This is a genomic window from Leuconostoc sp. S50, assembly GCF_016624925.1.
In the GTDB taxonomy this organism is placed as follows: domain Bacteria; phylum Bacillota; class Bacilli; order Lactobacillales; family Lactobacillaceae; genus Leuconostoc; species Leuconostoc pseudomesenteroides.
The window spans coordinates 21,048-45,393 of record NZ_JACVUE010000005.1 but is presented as its reverse complement, the minus strand read 5'-3'; the positions used below and the strand labels follow the sequence as shown (position 1 = coordinate 45,393).

The 24,346-nt window shown below is 39.4% G+C and carries 26 protein-coding genes; 4 read left to right on the top strand and 22 right to left on the bottom strand.

All coding sequences use genetic code 11. From position 1 onward, the window contains the following. Positions 1-65: 65 nt before the first annotated feature. The 17 genes from IAE53_RS05715 to ulaG form a co-directional block, all read right to left on the bottom strand. Positions 66-905: a YidC/Oxa1 family membrane protein insertase gene (locus tag IAE53_RS05715; protein ID WP_010292510.1), complete on the bottom strand. Its 840-nt coding sequence runs from the start codon at positions 903-905 to the stop codon at positions 66-68. Next, the gene (gene rnpA / locus IAE53_RS05710; RefSeq protein ID WP_010292508.1) at positions 902-1,252 is read right to left on the bottom strand and encodes a ribonuclease P protein component; all 351 of its coding nucleotides are present in this window, start codon (positions 1,250-1,252) and stop codon (positions 902-904) included. The genes IAE53_RS05715 and rnpA overlap by 4 nt, the downstream gene beginning before the upstream one ends. A 128-nt stretch (positions 1,253-1,380) precedes the next feature. After that, positions 1,381-1,515 (bottom strand): 50S ribosomal protein L34, encoded by a 135-nt coding sequence (gene rpmH / locus IAE53_RS05705; RefSeq protein ID WP_002816117.1) that lies wholly within the window; start codon positions 1,513-1,515, stop codon positions 1,381-1,383. Between the two features lie 114 nt (positions 1,516-1,629). Next, a complete protein-coding gene (locus tag IAE53_RS05700; protein ID WP_148424002.1) occupies positions 1,630-2,694 on the bottom strand; it encodes a BMP family protein in 1,065 nt (354 codons plus the stop codon). A gap of 99 nt (positions 2,695-2,793) precedes the next feature. Next, positions 2,794-3,660: an NAD(P)-dependent oxidoreductase gene (locus tag IAE53_RS05695; RefSeq protein ID WP_148424001.1), complete on the bottom strand. Its 867-nt coding sequence runs from the start codon at positions 3,658-3,660 to the stop codon at positions 2,794-2,796. A gap of 54 nt (positions 3,661-3,714) precedes the next feature. Further along, on the bottom strand, positions 3,715-4,524 hold the full coding sequence (locus IAE53_RS05690) for an HAD-IIB family hydrolase (protein WP_148424000.1): 810 nt from the start codon (positions 4,522-4,524) through the stop codon (positions 3,715-3,717). Continuing rightward, complete coding sequence (locus tag IAE53_RS05685) at positions 4,521-5,756, bottom strand: amidohydrolase family protein (RefSeq protein WP_200136092.1); 1,236 nt, start codon at positions 5,754-5,756, stop codon at positions 4,521-4,523. The genes IAE53_RS05690 and IAE53_RS05685 overlap by 4 nt, the downstream gene beginning before the upstream one ends. Then, entirely contained in the window at positions 5,756-7,612 is a 1,857-nt protein-coding gene (locus tag IAE53_RS05680; protein WP_148423998.1) for an FAD/NAD(P)-binding protein, read from the bottom strand. Before IAE53_RS05680 ends, IAE53_RS05685 begins: the two co-directional genes overlap by 1 nt. 250 nt (positions 7,613-7,862) lie before the next feature. Continuing rightward, positions 7,863-8,609: a multidrug ABC transporter permease gene (locus IAE53_RS05675; protein ID WP_188353328.1), complete on the bottom strand. Its 747-nt coding sequence runs from the start codon at positions 8,607-8,609 to the stop codon at positions 7,863-7,865. Between the two features lie 16 nt (positions 8,610-8,625). Next, positions 8,626-9,507, bottom strand: coding sequence for an XRE family transcriptional regulator (locus IAE53_RS05670; RefSeq protein WP_148423997.1), 882 nt, complete (start codon positions 9,505-9,507; stop codon positions 8,626-8,628). Positions 9,508-9,806: 299 nt separating this feature from the next. Then, positions 9,807-10,526 carry an L-ribulose-5-phosphate 4-epimerase gene (locus tag IAE53_RS05665; protein ID WP_148424073.1) on the bottom strand — a complete coding sequence of 240 codons (720 nt, stop codon included), beginning with the start codon at positions 10,524-10,526 and terminating at the stop codon, positions 9,807-9,809. Further along, positions 10,526-11,392 carry an L-ribulose-5-phosphate 3-epimerase gene (locus IAE53_RS05660; protein WP_188353329.1) on the bottom strand — a complete coding sequence of 289 codons (867 nt, stop codon included), beginning with the start codon at positions 11,390-11,392 and terminating at the stop codon, positions 10,526-10,528. The genes IAE53_RS05665 and IAE53_RS05660 overlap by 1 nt, the downstream gene beginning before the upstream one ends. A 2-nt stretch (positions 11,393-11,394) precedes the next feature. Further along, entirely contained in the window at positions 11,395-12,033 is a 639-nt protein-coding gene (locus IAE53_RS05655) for a 3-keto-L-gulonate-6-phosphate decarboxylase UlaD (protein WP_010292489.1), read from the bottom strand. Between the two features lie 10 nt (positions 12,034-12,043). Then, positions 12,044-12,349 carry a PTS sugar transporter subunit IIB gene (locus tag IAE53_RS05650; RefSeq protein ID WP_004913450.1) on the bottom strand — a complete coding sequence of 102 codons (306 nt, stop codon included), beginning with the start codon at positions 12,347-12,349 and terminating at the stop codon, positions 12,044-12,046. Between the two features lie 33 nt (positions 12,350-12,382). Continuing rightward, positions 12,383-13,894, bottom strand: coding sequence for a PTS ascorbate transporter subunit IIC (locus tag IAE53_RS05645; RefSeq protein ID WP_031941304.1), 1,512 nt, complete (start codon positions 13,892-13,894; stop codon positions 12,383-12,385). A gap of 10 nt (positions 13,895-13,904) precedes the next feature. Continuing rightward, positions 13,905-14,384, bottom strand: a complete 480-nt coding sequence (locus IAE53_RS05640) for a PTS sugar transporter subunit IIA (RefSeq protein WP_010292480.1) — start codon at positions 14,382-14,384, stop codon at positions 13,905-13,907. A gap of 12 nt (positions 14,385-14,396) precedes the next feature. Continuing rightward, positions 14,397-15,470 carry an L-ascorbate 6-phosphate lactonase gene (ulaG, locus tag IAE53_RS05635; RefSeq protein WP_188353331.1) on the bottom strand — a complete coding sequence of 358 codons (1,074 nt, stop codon included), beginning with the start codon at positions 15,468-15,470 and terminating at the stop codon, positions 14,397-14,399. Between the two features lie 194 nt (positions 15,471-15,664). Here ulaG and IAE53_RS05630 point away from each other — a divergent pair, with 194 nt between their 5' ends. The 4 genes from IAE53_RS05630 to fba all read left to right on the top strand — a co-directional run bounded on the left by IAE53_RS05630 (position 15,665) and on the right by fba (position 19,593). Next, complete coding sequence (locus IAE53_RS05630) at positions 15,665-17,176, top strand: transcriptional antiterminator (protein WP_148423993.1); 1,512 nt, start codon at positions 15,665-15,667, stop codon at positions 17,174-17,176. Then, the gene (locus IAE53_RS05625; protein ID WP_148423992.1) at positions 17,173-17,988 is read left to right on the top strand and encodes a Cof-type HAD-IIB family hydrolase; all 816 of its coding nucleotides are present in this window, start codon (positions 17,173-17,175) and stop codon (positions 17,986-17,988) included. The genes IAE53_RS05630 and IAE53_RS05625 overlap by 4 nt, the downstream gene beginning before the upstream one ends. A 156-nt stretch (positions 17,989-18,144) precedes the next feature. Then, positions 18,145-18,711: a hypothetical protein gene (locus IAE53_RS05620; protein ID WP_188353333.1), complete on the top strand. Its 567-nt coding sequence runs from the start codon at positions 18,145-18,147 to the stop codon at positions 18,709-18,711. A 3-nt stretch (positions 18,712-18,714) separates the two neighbouring features. Beyond that, positions 18,715-19,593 (top strand): class II fructose-1,6-bisphosphate aldolase, encoded by an 879-nt coding sequence (fba, locus tag IAE53_RS05615; protein WP_148423991.1) that lies wholly within the window; start codon positions 18,715-18,717, stop codon positions 19,591-19,593. Positions 19,594-19,658: 65 nt separating this feature from the next. On the opposite strand, the gene IAE53_RS05610 is transcribed toward fba, so the two are convergent. From IAE53_RS05610 to IAE53_RS05590, 5 genes are read right to left on the bottom strand one after another with little or no spacing between them, the layout of a single operon-like run. Then, positions 19,659-20,372 (bottom strand): ABC transporter ATP-binding protein, encoded by a 714-nt coding sequence (locus IAE53_RS05610; protein WP_148423990.1) that lies wholly within the window; start codon positions 20,370-20,372, stop codon positions 19,659-19,661. Further along, the gene (locus tag IAE53_RS05605) at positions 20,369-21,154 is read right to left on the bottom strand and encodes an ABC transporter ATP-binding protein (protein WP_004914183.1); all 786 of its coding nucleotides are present in this window, start codon (positions 21,152-21,154) and stop codon (positions 20,369-20,371) included. Before IAE53_RS05605 ends, IAE53_RS05610 begins: the two co-directional genes overlap by 4 nt. Further along, positions 21,126-22,100: a branched-chain amino acid ABC transporter permease gene (locus IAE53_RS05600; protein ID WP_148423989.1), complete on the bottom strand. Its 975-nt coding sequence runs from the start codon at positions 22,098-22,100 to the stop codon at positions 21,126-21,128. The genes IAE53_RS05605 and IAE53_RS05600 overlap by 29 nt, the downstream gene beginning before the upstream one ends. After that, positions 22,100-22,978, bottom strand: coding sequence for a branched-chain amino acid ABC transporter permease (locus IAE53_RS05595; protein ID WP_148423988.1), 879 nt, complete (start codon positions 22,976-22,978; stop codon positions 22,100-22,102). Before IAE53_RS05595 ends, IAE53_RS05600 begins: the two co-directional genes overlap by 1 nt. Positions 22,979-23,026: 48 nt before the next feature. Continuing rightward, positions 23,027-24,205, bottom strand: a complete 1,179-nt coding sequence (locus IAE53_RS05590; protein ID WP_200136093.1) for an ABC transporter substrate-binding protein — start codon at positions 24,203-24,205, stop codon at positions 23,027-23,029. Between the last annotated feature and the right edge of the window lie 141 nt (positions 24,206-24,346).

Genomic DNA, 24,346 nt, shown 5'->3' with positions numbered 1-24,346 from the left:
ACATATATTGTTTTCAAACATGATTGGATACAAAAAGGCAACGCATTTGGTTGCCTTTTTGAGTGTCACTTACGCTTACCGCGACGTGCCTTTTTAATTTTACGTTGCTTTTCTTTTTCAAGTGCTTCAGCTGCTTCACGTTCACGACGAATCTTGAATGGATTTTGTAAGAAGAACGTTTGTACAGTTTGGAACGCATTACCCACCACCCAGTAAAGTGACAATGCACTAGGCACTGCCAAAGCCGAAAAGAAGATAATTACTGGGAATAGGTAAGGCATTGCCTTAGTTATTCCATTTTGGTCTGGATTGGATTGCATTGATAACCATGATGAGGCAAAGGTGAATAGTGCCGCCAACACTGGCAAAATGTAGTATGGATCATTGCTACCTAATTCCAACCACAAAAACTTACCTGAACGCAACACAGGTGAATTCCAGATTGATTGGTACAACGCAATCAAAATTGGCATTTGTACAATCAATGGTAGCATTGAGGCGAATGGATTAACACCAGCATTTTTATATAATGCTTGTTGTTCAGCCATCATTAATTGACGACTTTCTGTATCCTTACCCGGATATTTAGCTTGCAAGGCCTTCAATGCTGGCTGGACCACTTGCATTTTCATCATTGAACGAACTTGATAGACCATCAATGGCAAAATCAAGAAACGAATGAAAATCGTGAACAGTATAATGCCCATACCATAATTATTACCGAACCAACTCGATGCCCCTAAAATGGCACGAGTGAAGACGGCAACAATGGCACTCCAGAAGCTATGGGACGCAACCTGTCCTTCATAAGATAAACCAGAAACAATAATCAAAACCAATGCCACGGCTGACATCACTAATGGCATAGGGCCAATACTCTTTAAAATATTCTCAAAACGTTTCATGCATTCTCTTCTTTCAATATCTTAGCCAATTTTAACACATGAATCATCTGCTCTTTTAAGAACTTTTGACTTTGATGTGCGGCAGCTGGTCGCGCAATCACTAATAAATCCAACTCTTGAGGCATTTGTGGTTTTAATTCTAATAAGCTCTGTCGTATGCGACGTTTTACCCACACTCGGTCATGGGCCTTACCGACTTTTTTGCTAACAGATAAACCGACACGGAAGTGCTTTTGGTCTGTTTTAGTCATTTGATAGACAATAAAATACTTATTAGCTATCGAATGATGCTTATTAAAAACCTGTTGAAACTCTTCTGGTTTTTTGATACGGAATGTTTTTCTCATAACGTGACGCGGCTCCCTATTATGTACGCGGTTGACCCGCATTCAAAATTAGATTTGCCAAAGCTGCCTGAATGCAGGTATCAGCTTCAACTTGTAAATAAAAAAGCCACTGCTGAGCAGCGACCTTGTTAGGCAGATAGAACCTTGCGGCCCTTTGCACGACGGCGAGCCAAAACTTTACGACCGTTGCTCGTGCTCATACGCTTACGGAATCCGTGTACGCGTTCACGATGACGCTTCTTTGGTTGGTATGTACGCTTCATGTGTGTTCACCTCCAATCGCGATTTTTACCTGCAAAAACTTTGCAATTCGCTAATAATCATACCATGAATTCAAGCCAAGCACAAGTAAATCAAAGTTTTTGACTTAGCCTTAATTATTGTTTAACTTTTGTAGGATCAGTTGGCACTGAAATTTTGCCAGCTAAAATTTGTTGTTTTGCTTTTTGTGCTGCTTGCCAAGCATTGTCTGGCATGCTGTCACGTGCAATATCGACACCTTTTTCTTTCAAACCGTAAGTAACTGTTTTGCCACCGGGGAAGTTACCCTTTTTACCTTGGTTAGCCACCAAAACGACTGCATTATCAACACGTTTGATAGCTGAAGCTAGTGTAAAGTTGCTCTTTTCACTGTCTTTGGTTGTGTAGTTACCATCAGCTTTTTGGTCCATATCAACCCCGACGACCCAGACCTTCTTGTCTGCCGTAGTTGCTTGATTTTCAGCCTTAGCTTCAGCAAAAACACCGTTACCAGTTGCACCAGCAGCTTGGAATATCACATCAACACCGCTCGCATACATTGCAGCAGCAATTGTCTTACCTTTAGCTGCATCCGTAAATGTATTGGCATACTGTGACACGAACGTTGCCTTCGGGTTAGTGGCTAGGACACCTGCTTTAAAGCCGGCTTCAAAATGATCTAACACTTCACCTTTGACCCCACCAACAAACCCAATTTTACCTGTCTTTGAGGCTGTTGCGGCTGCAACACCAGCTAGATAAGATGACTGTTCTGATTTGAACATAATTGAAACGGCATTTTTATATGGTACTTCTGCTTCAACCATGGCAAATTGCGTTTTCGGGTTTGCCTTGGCAACTTGTTTCATTGCCGGACCACCCATGAAACTAATACCAACAACTAATTTGTAGTTAGCCTTGACAGCTTGTTGCAAATTAGACTTAATTTCTGAACTATCATTTGACACAAAATAAGAATAGCCATTAACGCCTTGTTTGAGCGCATTTTGTTCGCCGTATTTTTTAATACCAGCCCAAGCGGATTGGTTAAAAGACTTATCATCAACACCACCAGTACTAGTCACTAACGCCACACTATACGCGCCCTTTTTACTAGCCTGATTGTTGGTGATAACCGCGGCACCAATGCCAATAACTGCAACAGCGGCGACAACTGCGCCGACTAAGGTAGAACGTTTCATATCATATCCTCCGACTATGTATCTCTCGGTATACATAGAAAATTTTGTGTTGACACACTGTCTACCATATTAACAACTATTGACTAAAAATGCAACAAATTATGACGAAAATACCGCCCACAATTTCACAATTGCTTGAACGCCCTCATCCCCGTGATCGACACTTAATTTTGCAAACAATTTTTCGGCTAAGGCTGTATTAGGGAGGTCAATGTCCATTTCCTTGGCGGCATCAAGTGCAATTCTTAAGTCTTTGAGCAAATGTTTGGCATAAAATCCGGCAGCAAAATCACCTTTTAAAACACGTGGCGTATAGTTATCAATTGACCAAGAGCCAGCAGCACCTTTACGCCAAACATTATAAGCCGTTTCTAAATCTAAGCCAGCCGCTTTGGCATATACCAAAGATTCTGCCATTGTTATGACTGTTGCGGCGACGCCAATGTTATTGCTCATTTTCATGTGTTGCCCTTTACCGGCAGATCCCACATGCACAATTTGTTGCCCAATGCTTTCAAAAACTGGTTTAACGGCTTCAAATACATCAGCCTCACCACCGACCATGATAGTTAAAGTACCAGACTTTGCACCAATATCACCACCAGATACTGGTGCGTCTAAGACTTTAAAGCCTAAATCCGCGCCAGTTTGTGCCAGTTGCTCAGCTAAATGTGGCGTCGAAGTGGTCATATCCACTAAAATACTACCCGGTTTAGCACCGGCAAAAATCCCATCATCTCGGGTCCACACATCTTCAACATCTTGCGGATAGCCAACCATACTAAAAACAATATCGGCTTGTTGGGCAACTTCTGCTGGTGTATCCGCCCATACGGCGCCATGACTAATCACTTCATCTGCCTTTGATTGGGTGCGATTATAAACCGTGACATGATGTCCAGCTTTGAGCAAATTATTAATAATGCCCGTTCCCATCACGCCAGTGCCAATAAATCCTAATGCCATAATAATGCCTCCTTACAGGTATTATAAAAGCACTGCACACCTGCAATGCTTTTTTTATGATAAATGCGTTATCTTCTGAATTGTTTTCAACACACCGCTGTTGTTATTATCATCAACTGCTGTTTGATAATCACCAGTGATGCGTGCGTTTGGCATTTTGAACGGTTGCCCAACCGCGCACAACATTTCCACATCATTGCCACCGTCACCAAAAGCGACAACATCCACCATATTAACACCATAGCTCGACGCTAACATATTGAGAGCAGACGCTTTATTAACACCGGCCGCGATAATATCAATCGCTCCAGTCCCTGTTTCAGTAATGTGGACAGCATCACCTAGTGCCAGCCGCGCGTCACGATAAAATTGAGACTCATCAAAATTTTGCCAACTCATTGTTACCTTATATATTGGCTCCGGAATGTCTGAGACATTTTCAAACCGAACAATATTTTTAAAAAACTTGAAATACCGTTCACTATTTTTAATGTTAGCGTACCGTGGCAAATAAGCCGTCTCATCAGTCGAAAAAACCAAACCACGATCAGGTTGAACATCATAATTAAATAAAAAATCTTGAATATGTGCTAACGTTTTCAACGATAAAGCCTTTGAAAACAGCACTGAACCATCGCTTTTAATGACACGCGCACCATTATTAGTCACAAAATTAATCGGTTCATTCAAAAAGTCTTTAAAAATAACGTTGATTCGCTCTTGATGAACGCCAGTTGCAATGGCAAAAGCAATATTTTGACGTTTCAATTGACTCAAAACACGCCGAAATAACGTTTGGTCAAACTTCTTGTCATCTGTCAAAAACGTACCATCTAAATCAGTTGCAATAAGCTGAATTGTCAATAGTCCAAGCTTCCTTTATTCAATGGGTATTCTAATTCACCAGAACGGTCTGGTGCCTCTGACACTAGTTTACCTTTATAATAAACGGTTGGCAAATTTACTGCCGTTATATTTTCAAGCGGAGACTGGTCCATGACGATAAAGTTAGCCATCGCACCCGTCTTCAAGTGCCCATACTCTGATTCAATATGTAGCAATTCAGCACCATTAATCGTCGCAGCTTGCAACACTTGGGCCGGTGTTGCACCTGCCATCACCATCAATTGTGCCTCTAATGCCGTATCATTGAAGCCGTTGAGCGGTGATCCGGCATCTGTCCCAAGTGTTAATTTAACACCGGCTTTTGCATATTGACCCAAAGCACGCATGTGTCGCGGTGCCCACTTATAAGCTGTTTTAACCATCCATTCTGGTAAAATGCCATCCCCACGTTTGACAATCACATAGGGTGCCGTCAGCGTTGGTGTCAGTGTTGCGCCCGTTTTAAGAAACAAATTAATTGCTTCATCATCAGCATCAAAAGCATGTTCAATGCCATCAGCGCCAGCACGCAAAGCAATTTTAACGCCTTCAAGCGCTTCTTCGTGGACTGCCAAACGAGCATGAGATTTTTCATGAACTGCTTGAGCAGCTGCTTGTATTAACTCAAATGACATTTGCACATCATCAGGTTGCTCGTTAGGACTAAAAGGAATGCCCCCACTGGCAAACAATTTGATGTTATCAACACCTGCTAGAAAATGGCCACGCACGGCAGCCCGCATCTCGGCAGGGGTTGCAACCACGATCCCTTGCTTTGAACCATGACCACCAACTGTTGTAATTGCACGCCCAGCAGTTTGTAAGCCAATCAGGTTTTGTTGTTCAGCCCGCTTGGCAATGTCAATATCTAAATCATTTGTCGTTGCTAATGCTCGAGCAAACGCTACACCATTTTGTTGCAACGTTTGAAGATTTGCCAAACCATTTTGAATTCGTTCTTCATCAGTTTTGATCAACTGATTAGCACCAACAGGAAATACACGATTAGCAATGTGAACATGCGTATTAATCAGACTTGGCATGACATAGCGATCTTGCAAATCAGTCGTTTCTAAGCTTGAAAAATCACTTGGCACATCATTTGTTCCACGTGAAACAATATGATCATTTGCTACCACGAACCATGCGTTTGGTCTAAAAACCTGTTCATCTTCTTGGTATAGTCGCGCATTTGTAAATAATTTTGCCATCACAAGTTCTCCAAAATGCGTTGTGCAATGACAGCACCTTCTCGCAAAATCACCGTGTTAACACCCGGACGAGGAATCACTGTGCCAAACCATTTTTTTCCTTCAACAGGAATGCCATACAAGTACAAATTGGGAATGTGATCCCCATTTGCATCAATAACTTCTAATGTTTGGCGATCAATATTAGCAGCACCCAATGTCCAACTTGTCCCATCTTGACGGACCAAGGTTGGCGAAACGAGTGTCCCTTTATCACGCAAATTAACTAAAATGGGGTTGACCGCGATTGCCATGTTAGTTGCACCTAACCTTGCTTCCACTAGGGCATTCCCATGGTATTCTTGTTGTCGGCTATCTCGTGCAACAAACTGACCGTCCTCGGTTGTCACCTTGATTTGTGACGCGGTAACATCAACAATACCGGCTTTTATCAACGCACGAAGCTGTTCGACACGTAGTAATGGAGGTCCAACTGATACCAAAACGTCCAACGGACGGAATTTGGTCAAAAACTTTTCATAATCATCAACTGAGAAATAATCATGTTCCACAACATAGCGTACACGATCACGCATGTCACGCAGAATATCAAGCGCGCCAGCAAATGGTGCTGATTTGTTCCCCAGCCGTGCATCAGCAATATCCGCAGCTAAATACGATAATACCCAAGTGCGATAATCGGCATCATTTGGCAAATCACGAGCTGGATTACGTACCAAATCAATATCTAATGATGGTATATCACTCAAACCAAATTCGGCAGCTGTGGCGTTCAAGTCACCACTCGTGAGTAATGCCACTTTAAGCGTTTCGGATTGATCATACGTCAGATTACTTTGCCCACTATTAATACGATTTAGCAAGTGTTTATAGGTCAATTCCTTAACCACTAAACTTTCAAAAGCCTCATAAGACATTTTACCGTCTCCAGCAGCACGTAGCGCGTCAAGAGCAGGTAACGTAAAGAAAGTTGGCTGGTATAATTCACTAGCGCCTTTTTCATTGACACCACGCGCATGTAGCGGGAAGCCACCGCGCGAACCAGCAATAATATGTGGTTCGTGACCAGAGGGTTGATAAAGTAACTCTCCGGAATCATCACGGACAAAAGTTCCACCTTTGCCAATTGAAAGTGCCGCTAAATAATCGAAAAAGCTCAATCCCAAGCCACGTATAATCACGCGATTATTTTCTGTCAAGCCTGACAAATCAGCTTCTGATGGGTGAGTTGGTCCAATATAAGGCAAGTGATTTTCATCTGCAAATGCCTTAAAATCAACTTCCTCAGGTGTCAATTCATCATCAGCGTGCCCAAGTGCCATGACAACTTGGTCTGCTAATATCTGTGTACCATCACCTAGTGTCACTTGAAATTTTGTCCCAATTTTAACTAAATCGGCTACAGTTTGTTTCGTATAATTAAGCGTTTGATTGCCTTTGACACGTCTTTTTAACCATTCAAAAAACCAAGCCGCATAGATGCCCATAATACCACGCGTTGCGAAATCACCAGTATGTGTCAATTGCAAAATTTCACTGGCATAAGCACTATCAAATTCTGGGTGTTGTGCAATAAAATCACTCGCTTCAGTGGTTAACCATTGAAAGAGACTTGGTCCTGAAAAAGGTTTGCCACCGTTTTCAATTGAATCATCATTGAACAGTGTCACTTGGTCAATGACTGTATTCATCAAGAATAAGTTGTTTTGTTTGATTGTGGGGTCCCAAACACGACCACCAATGGCGTATGGATCAAAGATTTGTACATCAAGTTGATTATCACTGTCATCCAAATTAATAAGGCGCTCAGCTACCGCTAAACCACGCGGACCGGCACCAATGATTGCTACTTGCATTTATATTCTCCCCAGCGTATCAAATCAACCTAACTAAGGTTTCAATACTGATTTATTATTAGTCACTCACTATTATAATGGTTTAACCGGTTATTTTCAAAGTACGGTCTTTACTTGTCTCTATTGAAAATATATCGTCTTAATTTATGACGAGAACTTGATGAGGACAACGCTTTAGACTTATAAAATAAAAAACACCTCGCAAGTTTTTTCACTTTCGAGGCTACCCTATTCAATTCAATAGAAGGGCTTAGTTTTTCACGTGGTATCGTGATACCGATTGCTGTTTTTTCAAATAAATAACAATAAACGGAATGGCAATCAATAAAACACTCAACAAAAATTTAAATAAAGATTGATTGACTGACTGGCTTTGTCCAATTTTTTTAATATAGTCAAAAATATAGTAACCAGGGAAAAATTGTTGCACAACCGAGATTATTTTTATTAAGATACCGTTAGCGGCCGTTACGGTATCCCATCGAATCATCAAAACGCCAAATCCCATACTCAATGGCATGCTGAGCGCAGCAATTGTCTTTTGATCCATATAAATACCAATTAAAAAACCGATTGCGTTTAAATACAGCCCCATTATGAGTAGCAAGATAACTAACATGCCTAAACTCAAATTAATTGGCAAAGATTTAAATAAGACGCCAGCAACTAAAATAACAAAAACGATACAGGCATTCAAAATAACTTGCACGATAAACTGATCTGTTATCCAACGTTTGATACTATAATGCGAAGTTTGAGATTGTAATTTATAAAACTGATAGGTATCACATATTTTTTTAGAAAACGTCACAACAGAATTACCCGAAATACCGATTATCGCAGCAATCGTAAACCACAAATAACGATTAACAGGATTGTGTGTCATACCGTTAAAAACACTTAGCATCATTAAATACCATGCTAATGGGAAAACGACTGTAAACAAAATAAAACGTTTATTTCTGAATGTATCTTTAATTTCTATCCAAGTAATCATTAAATAGCTCCTTTAATTATTGATTCATGAGACGATACCAATGTTCAATCGTCTGATTATTAGAGTGAATATTGGCAACTGATTCATCTGACTTAATCACACCATCTTTTAGTAACACGACACGTGTAAAGTAGTTATCAATTTGATTGAAATCATGTGTGATAGTGACGACACTGCCACCCACATGATCCAAATAATCCCAAAATAAATCAATTGATTCTAAATCCATGCCCACTGTTGGTTCATCTAGTATCAACAGTTTTGATGGTTTAATTAATGTTAAAAGTAATGCTAAACGCCGTTTTTGTCCGCCGGAAAGTTGATCAACGATCACTTCAGATTGCTCAGTCAATCTAAATTTTTTGAGCAAATCATCTATGTTGATCTTTGAGTAGGCATCATATATTTTCAAAGATAAAGCAATTTGTTCGCGAACCTGTAAAGACGCAATCAAACAATTTTCTTGCGTCATAACGCTGAGGTCATCTTGTGCATTAAAATGTTTAACGACACTACCTTTATCCGGAATGATATTGCCCAAAATCGTATTAACAATTGTTGTTTTACCTGATCCATTGCTGCCTAACAAAGCGATACGATCTCTACCATAGATAGACAAATTAACATTTTTTAAAACAGGATTTTTGAATGATTTTTTTAAATTTTTCAGCTCCAATATTAAAGCATCGCCATGTGTATGACCAGCAAGTAAAAAATCTAAGTTGACCGAAAATATTTCTGAAATAGAAATCAGCTTATCAATGTTAGGTTCTGATTCACCGTTCTCCCACTTAGAGATTGATTGTCTAGAGACAAATAATTTTTGTGCTAACAATTCTTGTGACAAGTGCTTTTTTTGCCGCAAAGCGCTTAACTGCGATTTGAAAATGTTTTCCATACTTAATATTATTCTCCGTGATCTTGATTCATCAGCTGATAAAAATGATTATACATGAACAATTTAATCAATAAACATTTTCTCACAAAAGTGCTGTATAGACTTTTTTGCGGAGGTCGCAACCGTTAGTTGCACCCTATTATCAATTGAAAACTAGGTGTTTTTTACCATTTGTCTTATCATGATAGACATCATTGATAAGATTTTATTCTATATTGACTTTTGAGATTTTGACAAACACGGTTGCATATAAAATACCCCAAAAGCATAATAGCTTTTGGGGTATTTTGCGACATGAATTAACTATGATTAACAGAAACTGCTTCTTTTTGCCCATAGTAAGCATTTACGCCGTGCTTGCGATAATAGTGCTTGTCCAGTAGGTATTGGGGCACATGAATATCCGAACGTGTCGACTGTAGCGCATGATAACTGATTTCTGCTGAAACTTCTAATACTTTAGCATTATATACAGACTTTGAGGCATTGACGCCCCATGTAAATGGTCCATGCTGGCTGACTAGCACAGCAGGTGTTGCATCAGGGTCAATTTGCCTTTGCTCAAATTCTGACACAATGACTTTTCCTGTATTTAACTCATAAGCTGATTGAATTTCTTCTTGGCTCAAGGCTGGCGTGCACGGAATATCACCATAGAAAGTGTCTGCGTGCGTCGTGCTAATAGCAGGAATATCCATTTGAGCAGCAGCAAAGGAAACGCCCCATGGTGAGTGTGTATGCGTAATGCCACCAATATTTTTGAAATGCCGATACAGATAGGCATGTGTTGGTGTATCACTAGAAGGGTTTAAATCACCTTCCACAACGTTACCATCTAAATCAACCACTACCATATCATCAGGCTTCAAATCTTCATAGGCAACACCAGATGGCTTAATCACAAATAGTCCTTTTTCACGATCAATTCCCGACACGTTACCCCAAGTAAATGTTACCAATCCCAATTTAGGCAAAGACATATTTGCTTGATATACTTCATTTTTTAGTTCTTCTAACATCATACTACCTCTATTAAAATACCTGCTTGGGTCAATAATTCAAGAATGAAATCGTGTGCTTTTTTGACTTGGTCAACACAATCTTTGTCTCGTTCTGACCACATTTCTATCGTAAATGTGCCTTGATAACCAAGCCGCTTCAATGTTTTAAATAATCCTAAAAATTCAACATTACCTGTTCCAAAAGGCACATTTTTAAACTTACCGGGTGTATTTTCTGTCACAACTAAGGTATCTTTGACATGCACAGAAACGATATTTTCAAATCCATCAGTCAAATCTTCCCCAGGGTTTACCTGTGGCCATGCTGAAATATTACCGATATCAGGGTAGGCCTGCAGCCACGGTGACGAAATATTTTGTTTGATTTTTCTGATCTTGTTAATTGAATTAATAAAGTCATCGTCCATCGTTTCAATCGCAATCATAACCTGATTCGCCGCTGCAAAATCAACTACTCGCTGTAAATTCTCAATAAAATTCTCACGGGTGAGTGCTGTTTTGGCATGATAATATTCATCATATCCAGCAATTTGAATATTTCTTATTCCCAATTTTTTAGCTAAGATAATTGCTTTTTGACACATACGGTATGCAGCATCATAAAGAACAGGATCTTGTGAACCTAGAGGAAATTTACGTAATGCTGATAGCATCATTGTGTCGATTGAAACAGCCGATTCATACGAATTTTTTAGTAAGCTAAATATGTCATTGTCCGACCAATCTAGGCGCGCAATACGCTCATCACTTTCGTCGATTGATAATTCAATAAAAGAGAAACCTTGCTGCTTAGCAAATGCCAATTTTTCCCGCCACGATAATTCGAACGGTAAGGATTTTTCATTAATGCCCAATCGCGCCATCGTTATGCCCAGTACTTTCCAATTTCATCTTGGAAGGCTTGTGCAGCAGCTGCTGGATCATCTTGACCCGTAATGGCTCTACCAGCAATGAATGTATACACTGGCACATCTTTAAACAGTTTAATCGTGTCTAAATTAAGTCCGCCGGTAACAGAAACTTTGAATCCCATTGAAATAAACTTTTTGACAATGTTGAGGTCTTTTTCACCCCACACTTCACCAGCCAATAAGGCGTCTCTGCTTTGGTGATAAATGACTTGTTCAATACCGATTTGTTGCCATTTCTCCGCTAAATCCCAATTCCATGCTGAGTACAATTCAACCTGTATCCCATCAAGAACCGACTTTGCAGATTTCATTGTAGCAATTGTTGCTGAATCAATAACTGTCATCAAATCAGCTCCGGCGTCTTTTGAATTTTGGGCCACCGTTGAGCCAGCATCCGCACACTTTGTATCAGATGCAATAATTTTATCAGGAAACATCTCTCGCAAAACACTAATGGCCTGTTGTCCCGCCTGCAACTCAAGAATCGTGCCAACTTCAACAATGTCAACAATCGGTCCTGCCAAATGCGCAATTCTTGCGGCATCAGCTAATGTATTTTGATCTAAAGCAATTTGTAGATTAGGCTTCGTCATTTTTTTATCCTCACTTCTTGTATTTCTCTTCAAAATCAGTTTCGTCAACAATTCGTTGGGTGATTTCTTTGTCACTCATAACATTTTTGACACCGACCACTGTCACGCCTTTTTTTGCGGCATCTTCAAACATGTCCACAAAGTTAAGTGGTGTGAAAACGGCATCATACTGGCTTGCCGTTGACTTTCCTTCGGCAATACTTGTGTGGTTAATTTTTGATACCGGAATGCCAAGCTTTTTCATTGATTTTTCAACACTTTTCATCATCATCAAGCTTGTACCCGAACCATTAGCGCAAGAAACTAAAATATTCATTATTATTCTCCTTTATTAAAGCAAATTAATTTTTTATTCAAGACCCTTATTTTCTTTATAGGCATCATAATCTTCAACCATCAAGAAATAATTTTTAGGATCCTTACGATATTCCAGCTGTGGAATTAGAAGTAGAATTGCAGCTACCACGACAACACCGAAGTAACCTAGATACTTCAAGATAACTGTGAATCCTGGCCAAACAGTATCCCAGTCAAACATACCCAAGTAACCACCGAACTTTGACATACCAATCCAAGTTGAGATTAGGGCTGCGCCAACAACTTGTATAATGCCTGAGAAAAATGGCAAAATCATGGCTGCTTTCGCGCCAGCTCGGTTGTTGGCAATAACACCAAACACGGCATTATCGAAGAACAACGGAATAAATCCGGCAATAATAATGGTTGGCGAGTGGAAAATCATCAGTGCCCCTATGGCTAAAAATTGTCCTAATGCGCCAAACAAGAAACCAATTGTCACGGCATTTTGTTCACCAAAGGCAAATGTCGCTGCAACATCAATACCAGGTACAGAATTTGGTAGGATCGTATCACTAATACCAGTGAAACTTTCAGTTAGTTCCCCAACGAATGTTCGAACACCCAGCTGCAAAATTGCTAAGTTAACAGCGAAGCCAAGGGATGTTGTGAGAATGTAGAAGAAGAAGCTCGCACCCTGAGCTAAACCAGAGGTCCCTTTACTAGTAATGAATAGTTGATGGAAATAATTTTCTCCTAATACGAACATAATGATGCCAAAGAATAGAAACATTAATATCGCGGTGGCCACCATATTCTCATTAAATATTTTCAAAAAACCAGGTAAAGTAATATCTTCCAAGCGCTTAGAAGCTGGCTTGTTCTTCTTTTTTTCAGAAGAACTCATCTTATCTGCTAACCATGCAACCAATGCAATCCCAAACATTTGCTGATGGGCAATTGCGAAACCGCCACCATCAGTAAGCCTTTGAATTGGCTTGATTGTCATGTTAGATCCAACAGCCCAATATAAGCCAAGTAACACACCCATAACAAGCAAAACTTCAATTCGTCCAAGACTCGGAATCGCAAATAGTAAAATCCAAAATGCTGTTGCTGCTTGCTGTACCTGAACATTTCCAGTAGTAAATACTGCACGTAATTTTGTATATTTAGAAAATCTTACCAATAAAATATTAAAGACAAAGGCAATTAGCAATAAAATCATGACGTCGCCAAATGAACGGCCAAACGTTTTTTCTAATCCATCTGTCACAGCATTTTGACCAAAGTAAGGATCAATCACAGTTGCCGTTAAATGAAAGCGGTCTTTCAGTCCTGTTAGTATCGGTCGGAAACTTGTTACCAGTCCGTTTGAGCCAACAATTAAGATCATGTAACCAATCGTGGCTTTTAGAAAACCAGCCAAACTTTCATACCATGGCTTTTTCTCTAACATGTAACCAATCAAGACAATGAAACCAATCATGTAGGCTGGTTGGGTCAAAATGTTATTGGCAAAAAATTCCCAAATAGCTAATATTCCTGCGAATATATTATTCATCATGCTCTCCTCATTGTTCAGCAGGGATTTTATCAAATTGATTCATCACTTGAACGAAATCGTCCATTGATTCAACATCTGACAACGCTTCAATCACACCGTCTGTCATCAATAACGACATTAAATTTTGAATATTCTCTAGGTGTTGCTTTTCATCCTTAGCTGCTAGCGTGAAAAATAGCTTCCCTTGTTTTTCAACATTGCCATCTTCAAACGAAACAGCTTCATTAAATTTGGTGAAACTAATACCTGTTCCTAAAACACCTGGTCCCGTAGCTAATGCGTGTGGCATCACCACACCAGGTACAATGACAATATAGGCGCCATTGTCTTCAACATTTTTAATAATTTCATTAATATATTGCTCGGTAATAATCCCCTTTTCTTTGAGATTTTCACCCGCAACACGCAACGACTCCCGCCAACTTGATGGCGTGTCATGGTAAATTCTTACCAAGTCATTGTCGTAAAAGTAATTAAGCATTGTCATTTTGATTACTCCTTATAAGAATGAAGGGAATGGCACATCATTATCTTTTGAAAAGACATCTGAGAAGCCACGATTATAATGATATTGAATCTTGTTTTGATCTTCTGGGAAAGTGTAGCTGCCACCAACACGCCATACAAATGGATGGAATTGATAGTTAAGTGTGTCTTTTTTCATTTCCCATAACTTAACGATTTCTTGCGGATCAGCATCGAAATTTGACCAAATATCATAATGTACAGGAATCACAACTCTGGCTTTCAGGTCCTCGGCTGATCGCAAAACATCAATTGATGTAACTTTATCTGTTATGCCTCGCGGATTCTCACCATAGTTAATAATTTCAACATCAACATGATTCTCATTGCCATGTTTAGCAAACATATTTGACATATGCGAATCGGCGGCGTGATATAGATTCCCACCAGATGTTTTAAACAGATAATTGACAGCAATTTCATCCATATCTTGTGGTAGCGAATCTTTGATTGTGACATCGTTATCGACGGTTAATAGTGCTGTCCGATCAAAAGCTTCCAAAGCCTTGATTGTAACCGACTTCACGGTCACTTCATCTCCTGGGTGAACAACAATTGTGCGTTCTTCAGGAACTCCCCAACCTTTCCAAATGTCAACAACCGCTTGAGGGCCAATAAATTTCGTTTCTGGACCACTATTTTGTAACACAGCCGCTGCTGTATTGATGTCTAGGTGATCTGAATGGATATGTGTCACCAATAAGGCATCGACATTTTTAACAGCATAAGGATCAATAACGAATGGTTGTAGGCGTAAGTTCGGTTGCATCTTTTGCACGCCACTCATCCTCATCATTTGATGTCCCTGTTTCATCAAACCTGAACCATGTGTTTGCTTACCAGTGCCATTCCATAGGTCAACTAAAATATTGGTGTCTTCATGTGTCTTCAACCAAATACCATTATTGGCTAACCACCACATCCGGAAATTCTTTTCGGGTACTTTTGATTGTTCAATTTCTTCATTTAACCAAGTGCCCCACTCTGGGAATGTATTCTGAATCCAATTTTCTCGTGTTGCCTCTTGAATTGTTGTTGCTTTTGCCATTTCTTTAAACCTTCTTCCAAACTTTTTTAAAATGTATGCGCTTACATTTGCTGGTACAATTACATTATGGTTGAGAATAAAAAAAATAAACAGTCCCATTACCTCACAATGAAAATGCTTGAATGAGACTGTAATCAATCACTTGCTCATTGTAAAATCAAAGTGAATATACGTTTTGGAAAGGAACACTAATTATGAGCGTACCAAATATGAATTACACCACATTCATTAACTACATAGCCAATCAAGATCTGCTCCCAAATGTTCAAACGATGTCTAACCGGCTCAATTTATCTAGTCGTAAAATCTATTACTTATTACAAAGCGCCAATTCTGATTTGCGTTCATCAAATCTCCCCTTTTTGGCACCCAACACCAAAATTACACAAAACCAAATTGCCGTTTTGAAAGCAAAATTATCTCATGTTCCTTCAGATGATTATATTAATTCCTATGAACGGCAACTGATTATTGATATTTGTTTGGCACTACCACTTAAAAAATGGACATTATCTGCTTTCCAAACATTATTTTCTGTCTCTAGGAATACGGTTCTCCGTGATATATCAGATCTCAAAAAGCGAGAGACATTTAAACCCGTTTTTTCTAAAAAATCAGGTTTTGAGTTTTCAGAACCGTTGTACGACTCATTCGTGCATGCCTATAACGGCCTAGCCTTACTGCAGAGTCATAAGAATGCTCTGTCGTATTTTATCCGGTCACTGGATAAACACATACCTTACTCAAAATTTTTATTAATCAGCGAAAAATTAAAAAACATGTATCAAGATTCTCTAGGCAAAAAGATATCAATTTCCAATGCTTTAACGTTAACTATTTTTTCAACGCTTGCTTCGCTGTATAGTGAGCTAGATCCTATTGCACAGGAAAGTTTATTTACATCCGCTGACGTAGTTTCTTTTACCAAACGCAAAGAAAACGATATTATCAATGACTTCTCAATGATTACCAAAACAAATTTTTCATTAGAGATGCCAGACGCCGTCAAATTATTTCTAACCTTGCAACTACTGAGTGTGACGAAAGAACAGGATAACCATTTCAGTGCGCGTGCCTTTCAAGATCTTTTAGTTGTCAGTCATGAAATCGTTAAAGCTTTTGTCCTCACTTCAGATATTAAGATCAGTCAAGCTGAGCAAGAAGTTTTGACACGCAAAATACAAACACAGCTCAAGCCTTTTTGGTACTCATCTAAGTACCAAAGTATCACCGTGTATGACTACTTATATCACAACGAAACCTTTGAAAAATACGTCACCGACGCACTGAGTCAAATCACTAATCGATCACTGTATCAACGTTTGTTCCCTTTTGGACTACTAACCGATCAGATTAGCATTCTAGCAATGATTTTTTACAACTTTAGCTTGTCCCACGAGAAAATTCATAAATTACACATTTTAATGGTGACGTCACTTCCAATTTATAGTCAAAATCTTTTTGAAACATTAATCAAACGTAGTAGTTCTGCACCATGCGAATTATCAATTGTCTCGCTTAATGATTTTGAAAACTCGTCAAATGAACCCAATCAGTTTGATTTGATTATTACGGAATCGACTGAAATTGCGACGAAACAACCTACTTTTCTGATAGACAGTGAGCTGTCGGATAGTGAGTTTGACCGACTAAAAATGGTAATATCACAAATTAACGTTACCAAGAAAGAGGAAATCCTAATATGACGCCAAAATTAATTGCCTTGGATATGGACAATACCTTACTAAAATCAGACCGCACACTATCACACAAAAATGCTACGATTTTGAAAAAAATACATGCTGATAACCATCATATTGTTTTAACAACCGGTCGCCCATTCCCAAACGTACAACCCTTCTTAACACAACTAGAGCTAAACAAAAATGATGACTATGTCATTTTGTTCAATGGTGGTGTGGTTAAAAATATTAATACAAATAAAACGCTTTTAAACAAGCGTTTCACGCTTAGTGATATGTCTGAGATTTTCAATTTAATCCATAATCTTAATTTGCCCATTGATATTGTTTGTCCAGAAATTGTCTATTCTATTGCAGACTTTGGGCAGTCTAACTATGTTAACTTAATTGGTAAACTGCTGCATTATCAGCAAGTCAGTATCACTGATTTGCCAACAGCGTTGACATTTAACAAATTTGTCGTCTGCGAAACTGAGGACAAATTGAACTATCTCGAAAATATTCTTCATCATACACCTGTGTTAACCAAGAATATTTCATTTACAAGATCTCGGCGAACACTGCTAGAATTTGTGCCAAGCAACGTCAGTAAAGGCGCTGCACTCAAAGTGTTACTAAAAAAATTGTCCCTAACTTCAAAAGATTTGATTGTTTTTGGGGATGAGGCTAACGATCTATCCATGTTTAAACTCGCCACTGTATCAGTAGCCATGGCTAACGCTATTCCACTAATTAAATCGGCAGCCACGGATATCACCAGTAGCAATGAGGAAGATGGTGTCGCAACATTTTTATCATCCTACTTCAACCTCTGAAACTATCACACAACGCATTCAAAAAAAATCAAATGTATAAAATTGGTATACATTTGATTTTTTTATTCTGACGCTGTATAATTTTGTCTATTCCGAAAATGTAAGCGTTTTCAAAAAAAGGAGAATACTATCATCAAAACTAAATTATTCATTGATATGGACAACACTATCGTTGATACTTTGCCTGTATTAAATGCCAAAAATGATAAGCCGCATCTATATCAGTTTAAAAAACCAGATCAAATTCCTGGCATTTTTCGATATTTACCACCTTTACCTGACGCTATTGATAGCATTTATGCCCTGTCTCAATACTATGATATGTACATTTTATCAACGGCACCTTGGCAAAACCCTAGTGCTTGGGAAGATAAAATTAGTTGGTTAAATGATTTCTTTGGCAATCAGCCAGATAGCCCATTTTATAAAAAAGTTATTCTGACACACCAAAAAAATTTGAATAAAAATGCTGGTGCCATTTTGCTAGATGATCGTCCCTATCATGGTGCGCATGATTGGGATGACCCAGAATTAGATTCATTTTGGTTACAATATGGCCACGATAAAGAATTGGTATGGTCAAAAAATCTGGTTAATTTTTTAATTGAAGTTGCCAAATCCAATCACGACTCAATTCGCGATAAAATTTTTTCAGTTAATAATAATTATCACTATTCACTACATCAGACAGATCAAACATTTAAAAAAGAAAGTTGGGAATAACTCATGACAATCGTTTCTGGTAAAGAAATCGTTCAAACAGCACGTCAACAAGGCTATGCTGTCGGCGCCTTTAATACAAATAATCTTGAATGGACACAAGCCATTTTGCGTGTTGCACAAGCAAAACAAGCTCCTACCATCATCGCTGCTTCGATGGGTGCCATTAAATATATGGGTGGTTTTGAAACCGTTGCTCATATCGTGCGCGACCTTGACCAATCATTTGGCATTACTGTCCCCATTGCCATTCATCTCGATCATGGTGATTACACTGCCACTAAAGCTGCCATCAAAGCTGGCTTTACATCAGTTATGTTTGATGGATCACACTTACCATTAGCAGAAAACTTAGAAAAAACACGTGAGATTGTAGCGTTAGCTCATGAACAAAATATTTCAGTTGAAGCTGAAGTAGGCAGTATTGGTGGTGAAGAAGATGGTATCATCGGCACTGGTGAAATCGCGCCTATCGACGATGCAGTTGCCATGATCCAAACGCAAATAGATTTTATTGCAGCAGGGATTGGTAACATTCATGGTCGCTATCCAAAAGATTGGCAAGGGCTAAACCTCGCTCATCTCAAAGACTTAACGACGACTTTAGATAATATGACCCACAGTCAGGTACCATTTGTCTTGCATGGCGGCTCTGGTGTCCCAGATGATCAAATTAGAGCAGCTATTAGCATGGGTGTTGCCAAAGTCAATGTGAACACTGAAGCCCAGCTGGCATTCCATCAAGCGCTAAGAGACTTTATTTTAACTGATCAAGATTTGATTGGTAAAAATTACGATCCTAGGAAACTATTAGAACCCGGCGTCACGGCCGTAGAAACGAGTTTGGCAGAACGTCTGGCTGTTTTCGGTGCTTCATCACACTAAAAAAACGCTAACACAATCCTTCCTGTGTTGGCGTTTTAGATATCGACTGACACACCACTATTGCGTCAACCACCCAAATAAGCTTTTCTCACGTCATCTGAAGCCAGTAATTCAGCACCAGTACCAGTCATCGTAATTTGACCACTTTCTAAAACATAGCCACGATCGGCAATCTTCAATGCTTGGTTAGCATTTTGCTCAATGACTAACACAGTCACGCCCTGTTCATTGACAGTCTTGATAATATCAAAAATTTTTTCAATAAATAACGGCGCTAATCCCATTGACGGTTCATCTAGTAGCAATAACTTCGGCTTGGCCATTAGCGCGCGTCCAATTGCTAACATTTGCTGTTCGCCACCAGATAAGGTTGCTGCATCTTGATTACGCCGCTCCTTTAAAATTGGAAATTGGTCGTAAATCAGCGCGTATTCTGACTTCAAATTAGTGCCTTTATCACGTGTGAAAGCACCTAATTGCAAATTTTCTTGCACTGTCATGCCAGCAAAAACGCGTCTACCTTCTGGTACTTGGGCAATTCCGCTAGACACAATTTTGGCTGAAGCCATCCCTAAAATATCTTGATTTTGAAAATTGATGTACCCAGAGGTCGGTTTAATTAAATTTGAAATAGTTCTCAAGATTGTCGTTTTGCCAGCGCCGTTTGCGCCAATTAACGACACAATTTCATTATCATGCACAGTAAAATTGACATTTTGTACAGCTTTGATTGCGCCATAACTGACATTCAAATTTTCAACAGTTAACAATGCACTCATGTATCGTTTTCTCCCAAATATGCGCGGATGACATCAGCATTTTGTTGTATTTCTGCCGGTGTCCCGCTTGCCAATAATTTCCCGTATTCCAGCACATACAATCGCTCACTCACTGCCATGACCAAATTCATATCATGCTCAATTAGAATAATGGTCATCTTAAATTCCTGTTGAACCTGTTTAATAAGACGCGTTAAATCAGCGGTTTCTTGGGGATTCATCCCCGCAGCAGGTTCATCCAAAAACAAGATTTTTGGTTTAGTCGCCAATGCTCGAACAATCTCTAAGCGTCGTTGCTGCCCATACGGTAAGTTAGTGGCTAAAGTATCCTGAACACCCAACATATCAAAAATTGACAATAATTGACGTGCCTCATTTTTTAAAGTCGCTTCATGCTTGTAAAAAGATGGCAGTCGCAATATCGCGTCCCATGTGTGGGCTCGAGTATGCGAATTCATTGCAATCATGACATTTTCCAAAACCGTACGGCTTTCAAATAAACGGATATTTTGGAACGTTCGCGCAATGCCCAATCGTGCTCTTTTAGCTGGTGATTGTTGGTTCACTATGGCTAACTTTTGACCATCAAACAAGGCCACATCGCCCTCGGTTGGCCGATAAACACCGGTCAACAGATTAAATAATGTCGTTTTACCTGCGCCGTTTGGACCAATTAAACCAATTAACTCATTTTCGGAAGCTTCAATATTGACGTGATCAACTGCTGTGACACCACCAAAGCGAATGCTTAAATCATGCGTTTTCAGTATGGTCTGTGTCATGTCCATCTCCTCCATCAAATAGCCATTTTTTTAAAGATAATTCACGACTGCCAAAAATACCTTGCGGTCTGATTAACATCACGACAATTAAGATAACGGAATAAATAACCATACGTAATGAACCAAAATTTTGTAACAACGTGTCTAAAATACCCAAAGCAATAGCCGTAATTACCGTGCCGCTCATTGACCCAATCCCGCCAATGACAATGATGATTAAAATCATAATACTTTGCATAAATGCATAGTCTTTAGGCGCAATCGATTGAATAAAACTTGCCCGTAAACTACCAGCCATAGCTGCAAATAATGCACCCAATACAAAGGCGATAACCTTGTATTTTGTCGTATTAATACCTAATGATTCAGCAGCAATTTCATTATCTCGTACTGCAATAATTGCTCTTCCCGGCATACTACGGACAAAATTAACGACAATAATTAGCGTGATAACCGCTAAAATATAGACCAATTGCCAACTAACATACGGCGCAATACCAAATATACCGGCTGGTCCGTTAGTAATTTTTAAGTTCATAATGACAATACGAATGATTTCTGCAAATCCTAGCGTTGCAATTGCTAGATAGTCACCACGTAAACGTAAAGTTGGTATCCCAATGATCAAAGCAACAATACCACTCACAGCGATACCAGTTACCATGCCTAAAACAAAGCCCATAACACCGGGCAAAACTCCCATAATCAGCGCCGTTGCATATGCCCCAATCGCCATAAATCCGGCGTGGCCTAGCGAAAATTGCCCTGATATCCCCACAACCAAATTCAAGCCCAATGCCGCAATCACATTGATGCCGATCAACACAATCGTTGTGACACCATAATGTCCGATTAAGCCAACCATTTGTGCCATAAAAATCAAAATAAAGCCCATGGCAGCCATTGCTGCCCACGACAATGTATATTTAATATGCGTTTGATCCATTACACCTTCTCCCGCTTGTTTTTACCTAAAATACCAGTCGGCTTTATCAACAAAATAACAATTAACATCGCATACACGATGGCGTCTTTATAAGCAGAAAACGAAGTCGCTTGTACCATTGTTTCTAATATACCGATCAACCAGCCACCAACAGCGGCTCCGGGAATAATACCGATACCACCCAAAACAGCGGCAACAAAGGCTTTCAACCCCGGTGTCATGCCCATCAAAGGATCGATGCTATTGTAATAAAGTCCAATCAACACACCACCAGCCGCGGCCAATGCTGATCCAATTGCAAAAGTAAATGAAATCGTGTGATTAATATTGATACCCATTAAAGTTGCCGCATCAGGATCTGCTGACACCGCCCGCATTGCCCGACCCATCTTAGTACGTTTGACAACATACGTTAGCAATAACATCAATACGATTGATGTCACGGCGATGATGAGTTGAATGTTAGACACTTGAATTCCATAAAAATGGTATTGCACAGTCTTGATAGCTTGCGGAAAAGAACGTTGATCAGACCCATATAGGTACGTCATGCCGTTTTCCAGCAAAAATGATATACCAAGCGCTGAAATTAGCACCGCTATCCTTGGTGAATGACGTAGTGGCCGATATGCAATATATTCAATCAAAACCCCAATCACCGCGCTGACTGCCATCGCCAAAACCAAGGCAATGAAGAAATTTAAGTGTAGCACTTTAATAAAAAAATAACCGAAATAGGCGCCCAACATATAGATATCGCCATGTGCAAAATTAATTAATTTGATAATACCGTAAACCATTGTGTAGCCTAATGCCAATAGTGCGTAAACACTGCCTAGCATCAGTCCGTTGATTACTTGCTGAATGAAAATTGTCATTTTAACCTCAAAATTTGATCAACACGTCAACTCTATGTAACGTTTGATTTACTTCACGACCACAGCAGATGACTCTTTACCATCAGTCATACCAACCATCACCATTGACTTCACCGGATTATGGTCTTTGTCAATCGACATTTTTCCTGTAACGCCTTCAAAATTCTTCAAATTTGCCAAACCCTTGGTAATCGCCGCCTTACTTGTTGAATTTTCATTTTCAATTGCTGCTTTAATCATGCGAACAGAATCATAGGCCAAGGCTGTAAACTGTGATGGCTCTTTGCCATAGGCCTTTTTGTATGCTTTTGCAAATGGCGTTGCCACTTTGGTTGCCGGTGCATCGACTGAGAAATGGGCAGCATAATAAACATTGCTTGTATTTTTGTTGCCCGCAATCTCAGCAGTTTTAGGATCACCAATACCATCAGGACCAATAACTGGCACATTAATGCCCATATCGCGCATTTGCTTCAAAATGGCACCCCCTTCAGTATAGTAACCATTGATAACCACAGCATCAAACTGCTTATCTTTTATTTTGGTCAAAACAGCTTGAAAGTCCTTGCTGCCTTCTTGATAGGATTCAACGTCAACAACCTTGCCTTTATATGCTTTTTTGAACGCAGCTGTAATGCCTGTCCCATAATCTGAGGAATTATCTTGGAAAATAACGACATTCTTGGCTTTCAAATTTTCAGTCGCAAATTGTGCCATCTTTGTGCCCATAAACGAATTCTTATATTGTGCTCGGAAAACATAAGGCTGAACTTTTCCGTTTTTTTGTATCGTAATATTATCAGCACCAGCTGTTGGTGAAATCATTGGCGTCTTCCCTTGTGTCGCCACTGGGACGGCTGCTTGAACGCCTGAAGTAATAACAGGACCTACAATTGCACTCACTTTTTCGTTGTTAATCAAGTTACTTGTCACTGACGCTGTTTCAGTGTTATCCGTCTTGGCATCTTTATTGATAATCTTAAATTTATAGCTTTTGCCATTGACCTTGACACCACCATTAGCATTGATTTGCTTAATGGCAAAATTGGCCCCATCTTGCTCGGCTTTTCCATACGAAGAGGCATCACCTGATGTGTCAAATACGCCACCAATTTTAATCACCGTTGACGATGATGCCTGATCTGACTGACGATTCATTACCCCATAGCCAATAATGCCGCCAACTGCGACGACAAATACTGCCCCAACAATTACAATTCTTTTCATTTTTCCTTCTCCAATTCTCTTCTCTAATTACCTTCTTTTTCGCAAATAAAAAACCCATGAATATCAAAATTCATGGGTTTAGATCGTTAATCATGATAATAGACATACTCATCATTTCAACACCCATGAAAACTGATTACC

Bases quoted from the DNA above. Each gene is read 5' to 3' on its own strand.
- IAE53_RS05715 (WP_010292510.1), bottom strand. From the start codon at position 905: ATGAAACGTTTTGAGAATATTTTAAAGAGTATTGGCCCTATGCCATTA.
- rnpA (WP_010292508.1), bottom strand. From the start codon at position 1,252: ATGAGAAAAACATTCCGTATCAAAAAACCAGAAGAGTTTCAACAGGTT.
- rpmH (WP_002816117.1), bottom strand. From the start codon at position 1,515: ATGAAGCGTACATACCAACCAAAGAAGCGTCATCGTGAACGCGTACAC.
- IAE53_RS05700 (WP_148424002.1), bottom strand. From the start codon at position 2,694: ATGAAACGTTCTACCTTAGTCGGCGCAGTTGTCGCCGCTGTTGCAGTT.
- IAE53_RS05695 (WP_148424001.1), bottom strand. From the start codon at position 3,660: ATGGCATTAGGATTTATTGGCACTGGCGTGATGGGAACGGGCATTATT.
- IAE53_RS05685 (WP_200136092.1), bottom strand. From the start codon at position 5,756: ATGGCAAAATTATTTACAAATGCGCGACTATACCAAGAAGATGAACAG.
- IAE53_RS05680 (WP_148423998.1), bottom strand. From the start codon at position 7,612: ATGCAAGTAGCAATCATTGGTGCCGGTCCGCGTGGTTTAGCGGTAGCT.
- IAE53_RS05675 (WP_188353328.1), bottom strand. From the start codon at position 8,609: ATGATTACTTGGATAGAAATTAAAGATACATTCAGAAATAAACGTTTT.
- IAE53_RS05670 (WP_148423997.1), bottom strand. From the start codon at position 9,507: ATGGAAAACATTTTCAAATCGCAGTTAAGCGCTTTGCGGCAAAAAAAG.
- IAE53_RS05665 (WP_148424073.1), bottom strand. From the start codon at position 10,526: ATGTTAGAAGAACTAAAAAATGAAGTATATCAAGCAAATATGTCTTTG.
- IAE53_RS05660 (WP_188353329.1), bottom strand. From the start codon at position 11,392: ATGGCGCGATTGGGCATTAATGAAAAATCCTTACCGTTCGAATTATCG.
- IAE53_RS05655 (WP_010292489.1), bottom strand. From the start codon at position 12,033: ATGACGAAGCCTAATCTACAAATTGCTTTAGATCAAAATACATTAGCT.
- IAE53_RS05650 (WP_004913450.1), bottom strand. From the start codon at position 12,349: ATGAATATTTTAGTTTCTTGCGCTAATGGTTCGGGTACAAGCTTGATG.
- IAE53_RS05645 (WP_031941304.1), bottom strand. From the start codon at position 13,894: ATGAATAATATATTCGCAGGAATATTAGCTATTTGGGAATTTTTTGCC.
- IAE53_RS05640 (WP_010292480.1), bottom strand. From the start codon at position 14,384: ATGACAATGCTTAATTACTTTTACGACAATGACTTGGTAAGAATTTAC.
- ulaG (WP_188353331.1), bottom strand. From the start codon at position 15,470: ATGGCAAAAGCAACAACAATTCAAGAGGCAACACGAGAAAATTGGATT.
- IAE53_RS05630 (WP_148423993.1), top strand. From the start codon at position 15,665: ATGAGCGTACCAAATATGAATTACACCACATTCATTAACTACATAGCC.
- IAE53_RS05625 (WP_148423992.1), top strand. From the start codon at position 17,173: ATGACGCCAAAATTAATTGCCTTGGATATGGACAATACCTTACTAAAA.
- IAE53_RS05620 (WP_188353333.1), top strand. From the start codon at position 18,145: ATGGACAACACTATCGTTGATACTTTGCCTGTATTAAATGCCAAAAAT.
- fba (WP_148423991.1), top strand. From the start codon at position 18,715: ATGACAATCGTTTCTGGTAAAGAAATCGTTCAAACAGCACGTCAACAA.
- IAE53_RS05610 (WP_148423990.1), bottom strand. From the start codon at position 20,372: ATGAGTGCATTGTTAACTGTTGAAAATTTGAATGTCAGTTATGGCGCA.
- IAE53_RS05605 (WP_004914183.1), bottom strand. From the start codon at position 21,154: ATGACACAGACCATACTGAAAACGCATGATTTAAGCATTCGCTTTGGT.
- IAE53_RS05600 (WP_148423989.1), bottom strand. From the start codon at position 22,100: ATGGATCAAACGCATATTAAATATACATTGTCGTGGGCAGCAATGGCT.
- IAE53_RS05595 (WP_148423988.1), bottom strand. From the start codon at position 22,978: ATGACAATTTTCATTCAGCAAGTAATCAACGGACTGATGCTAGGCAGT.
- IAE53_RS05590 (WP_200136093.1), bottom strand. From the start codon at position 24,205: ATGAAAAGAATTGTAATTGTTGGGGCAGTATTTGTCGTCGCAGTTGGC.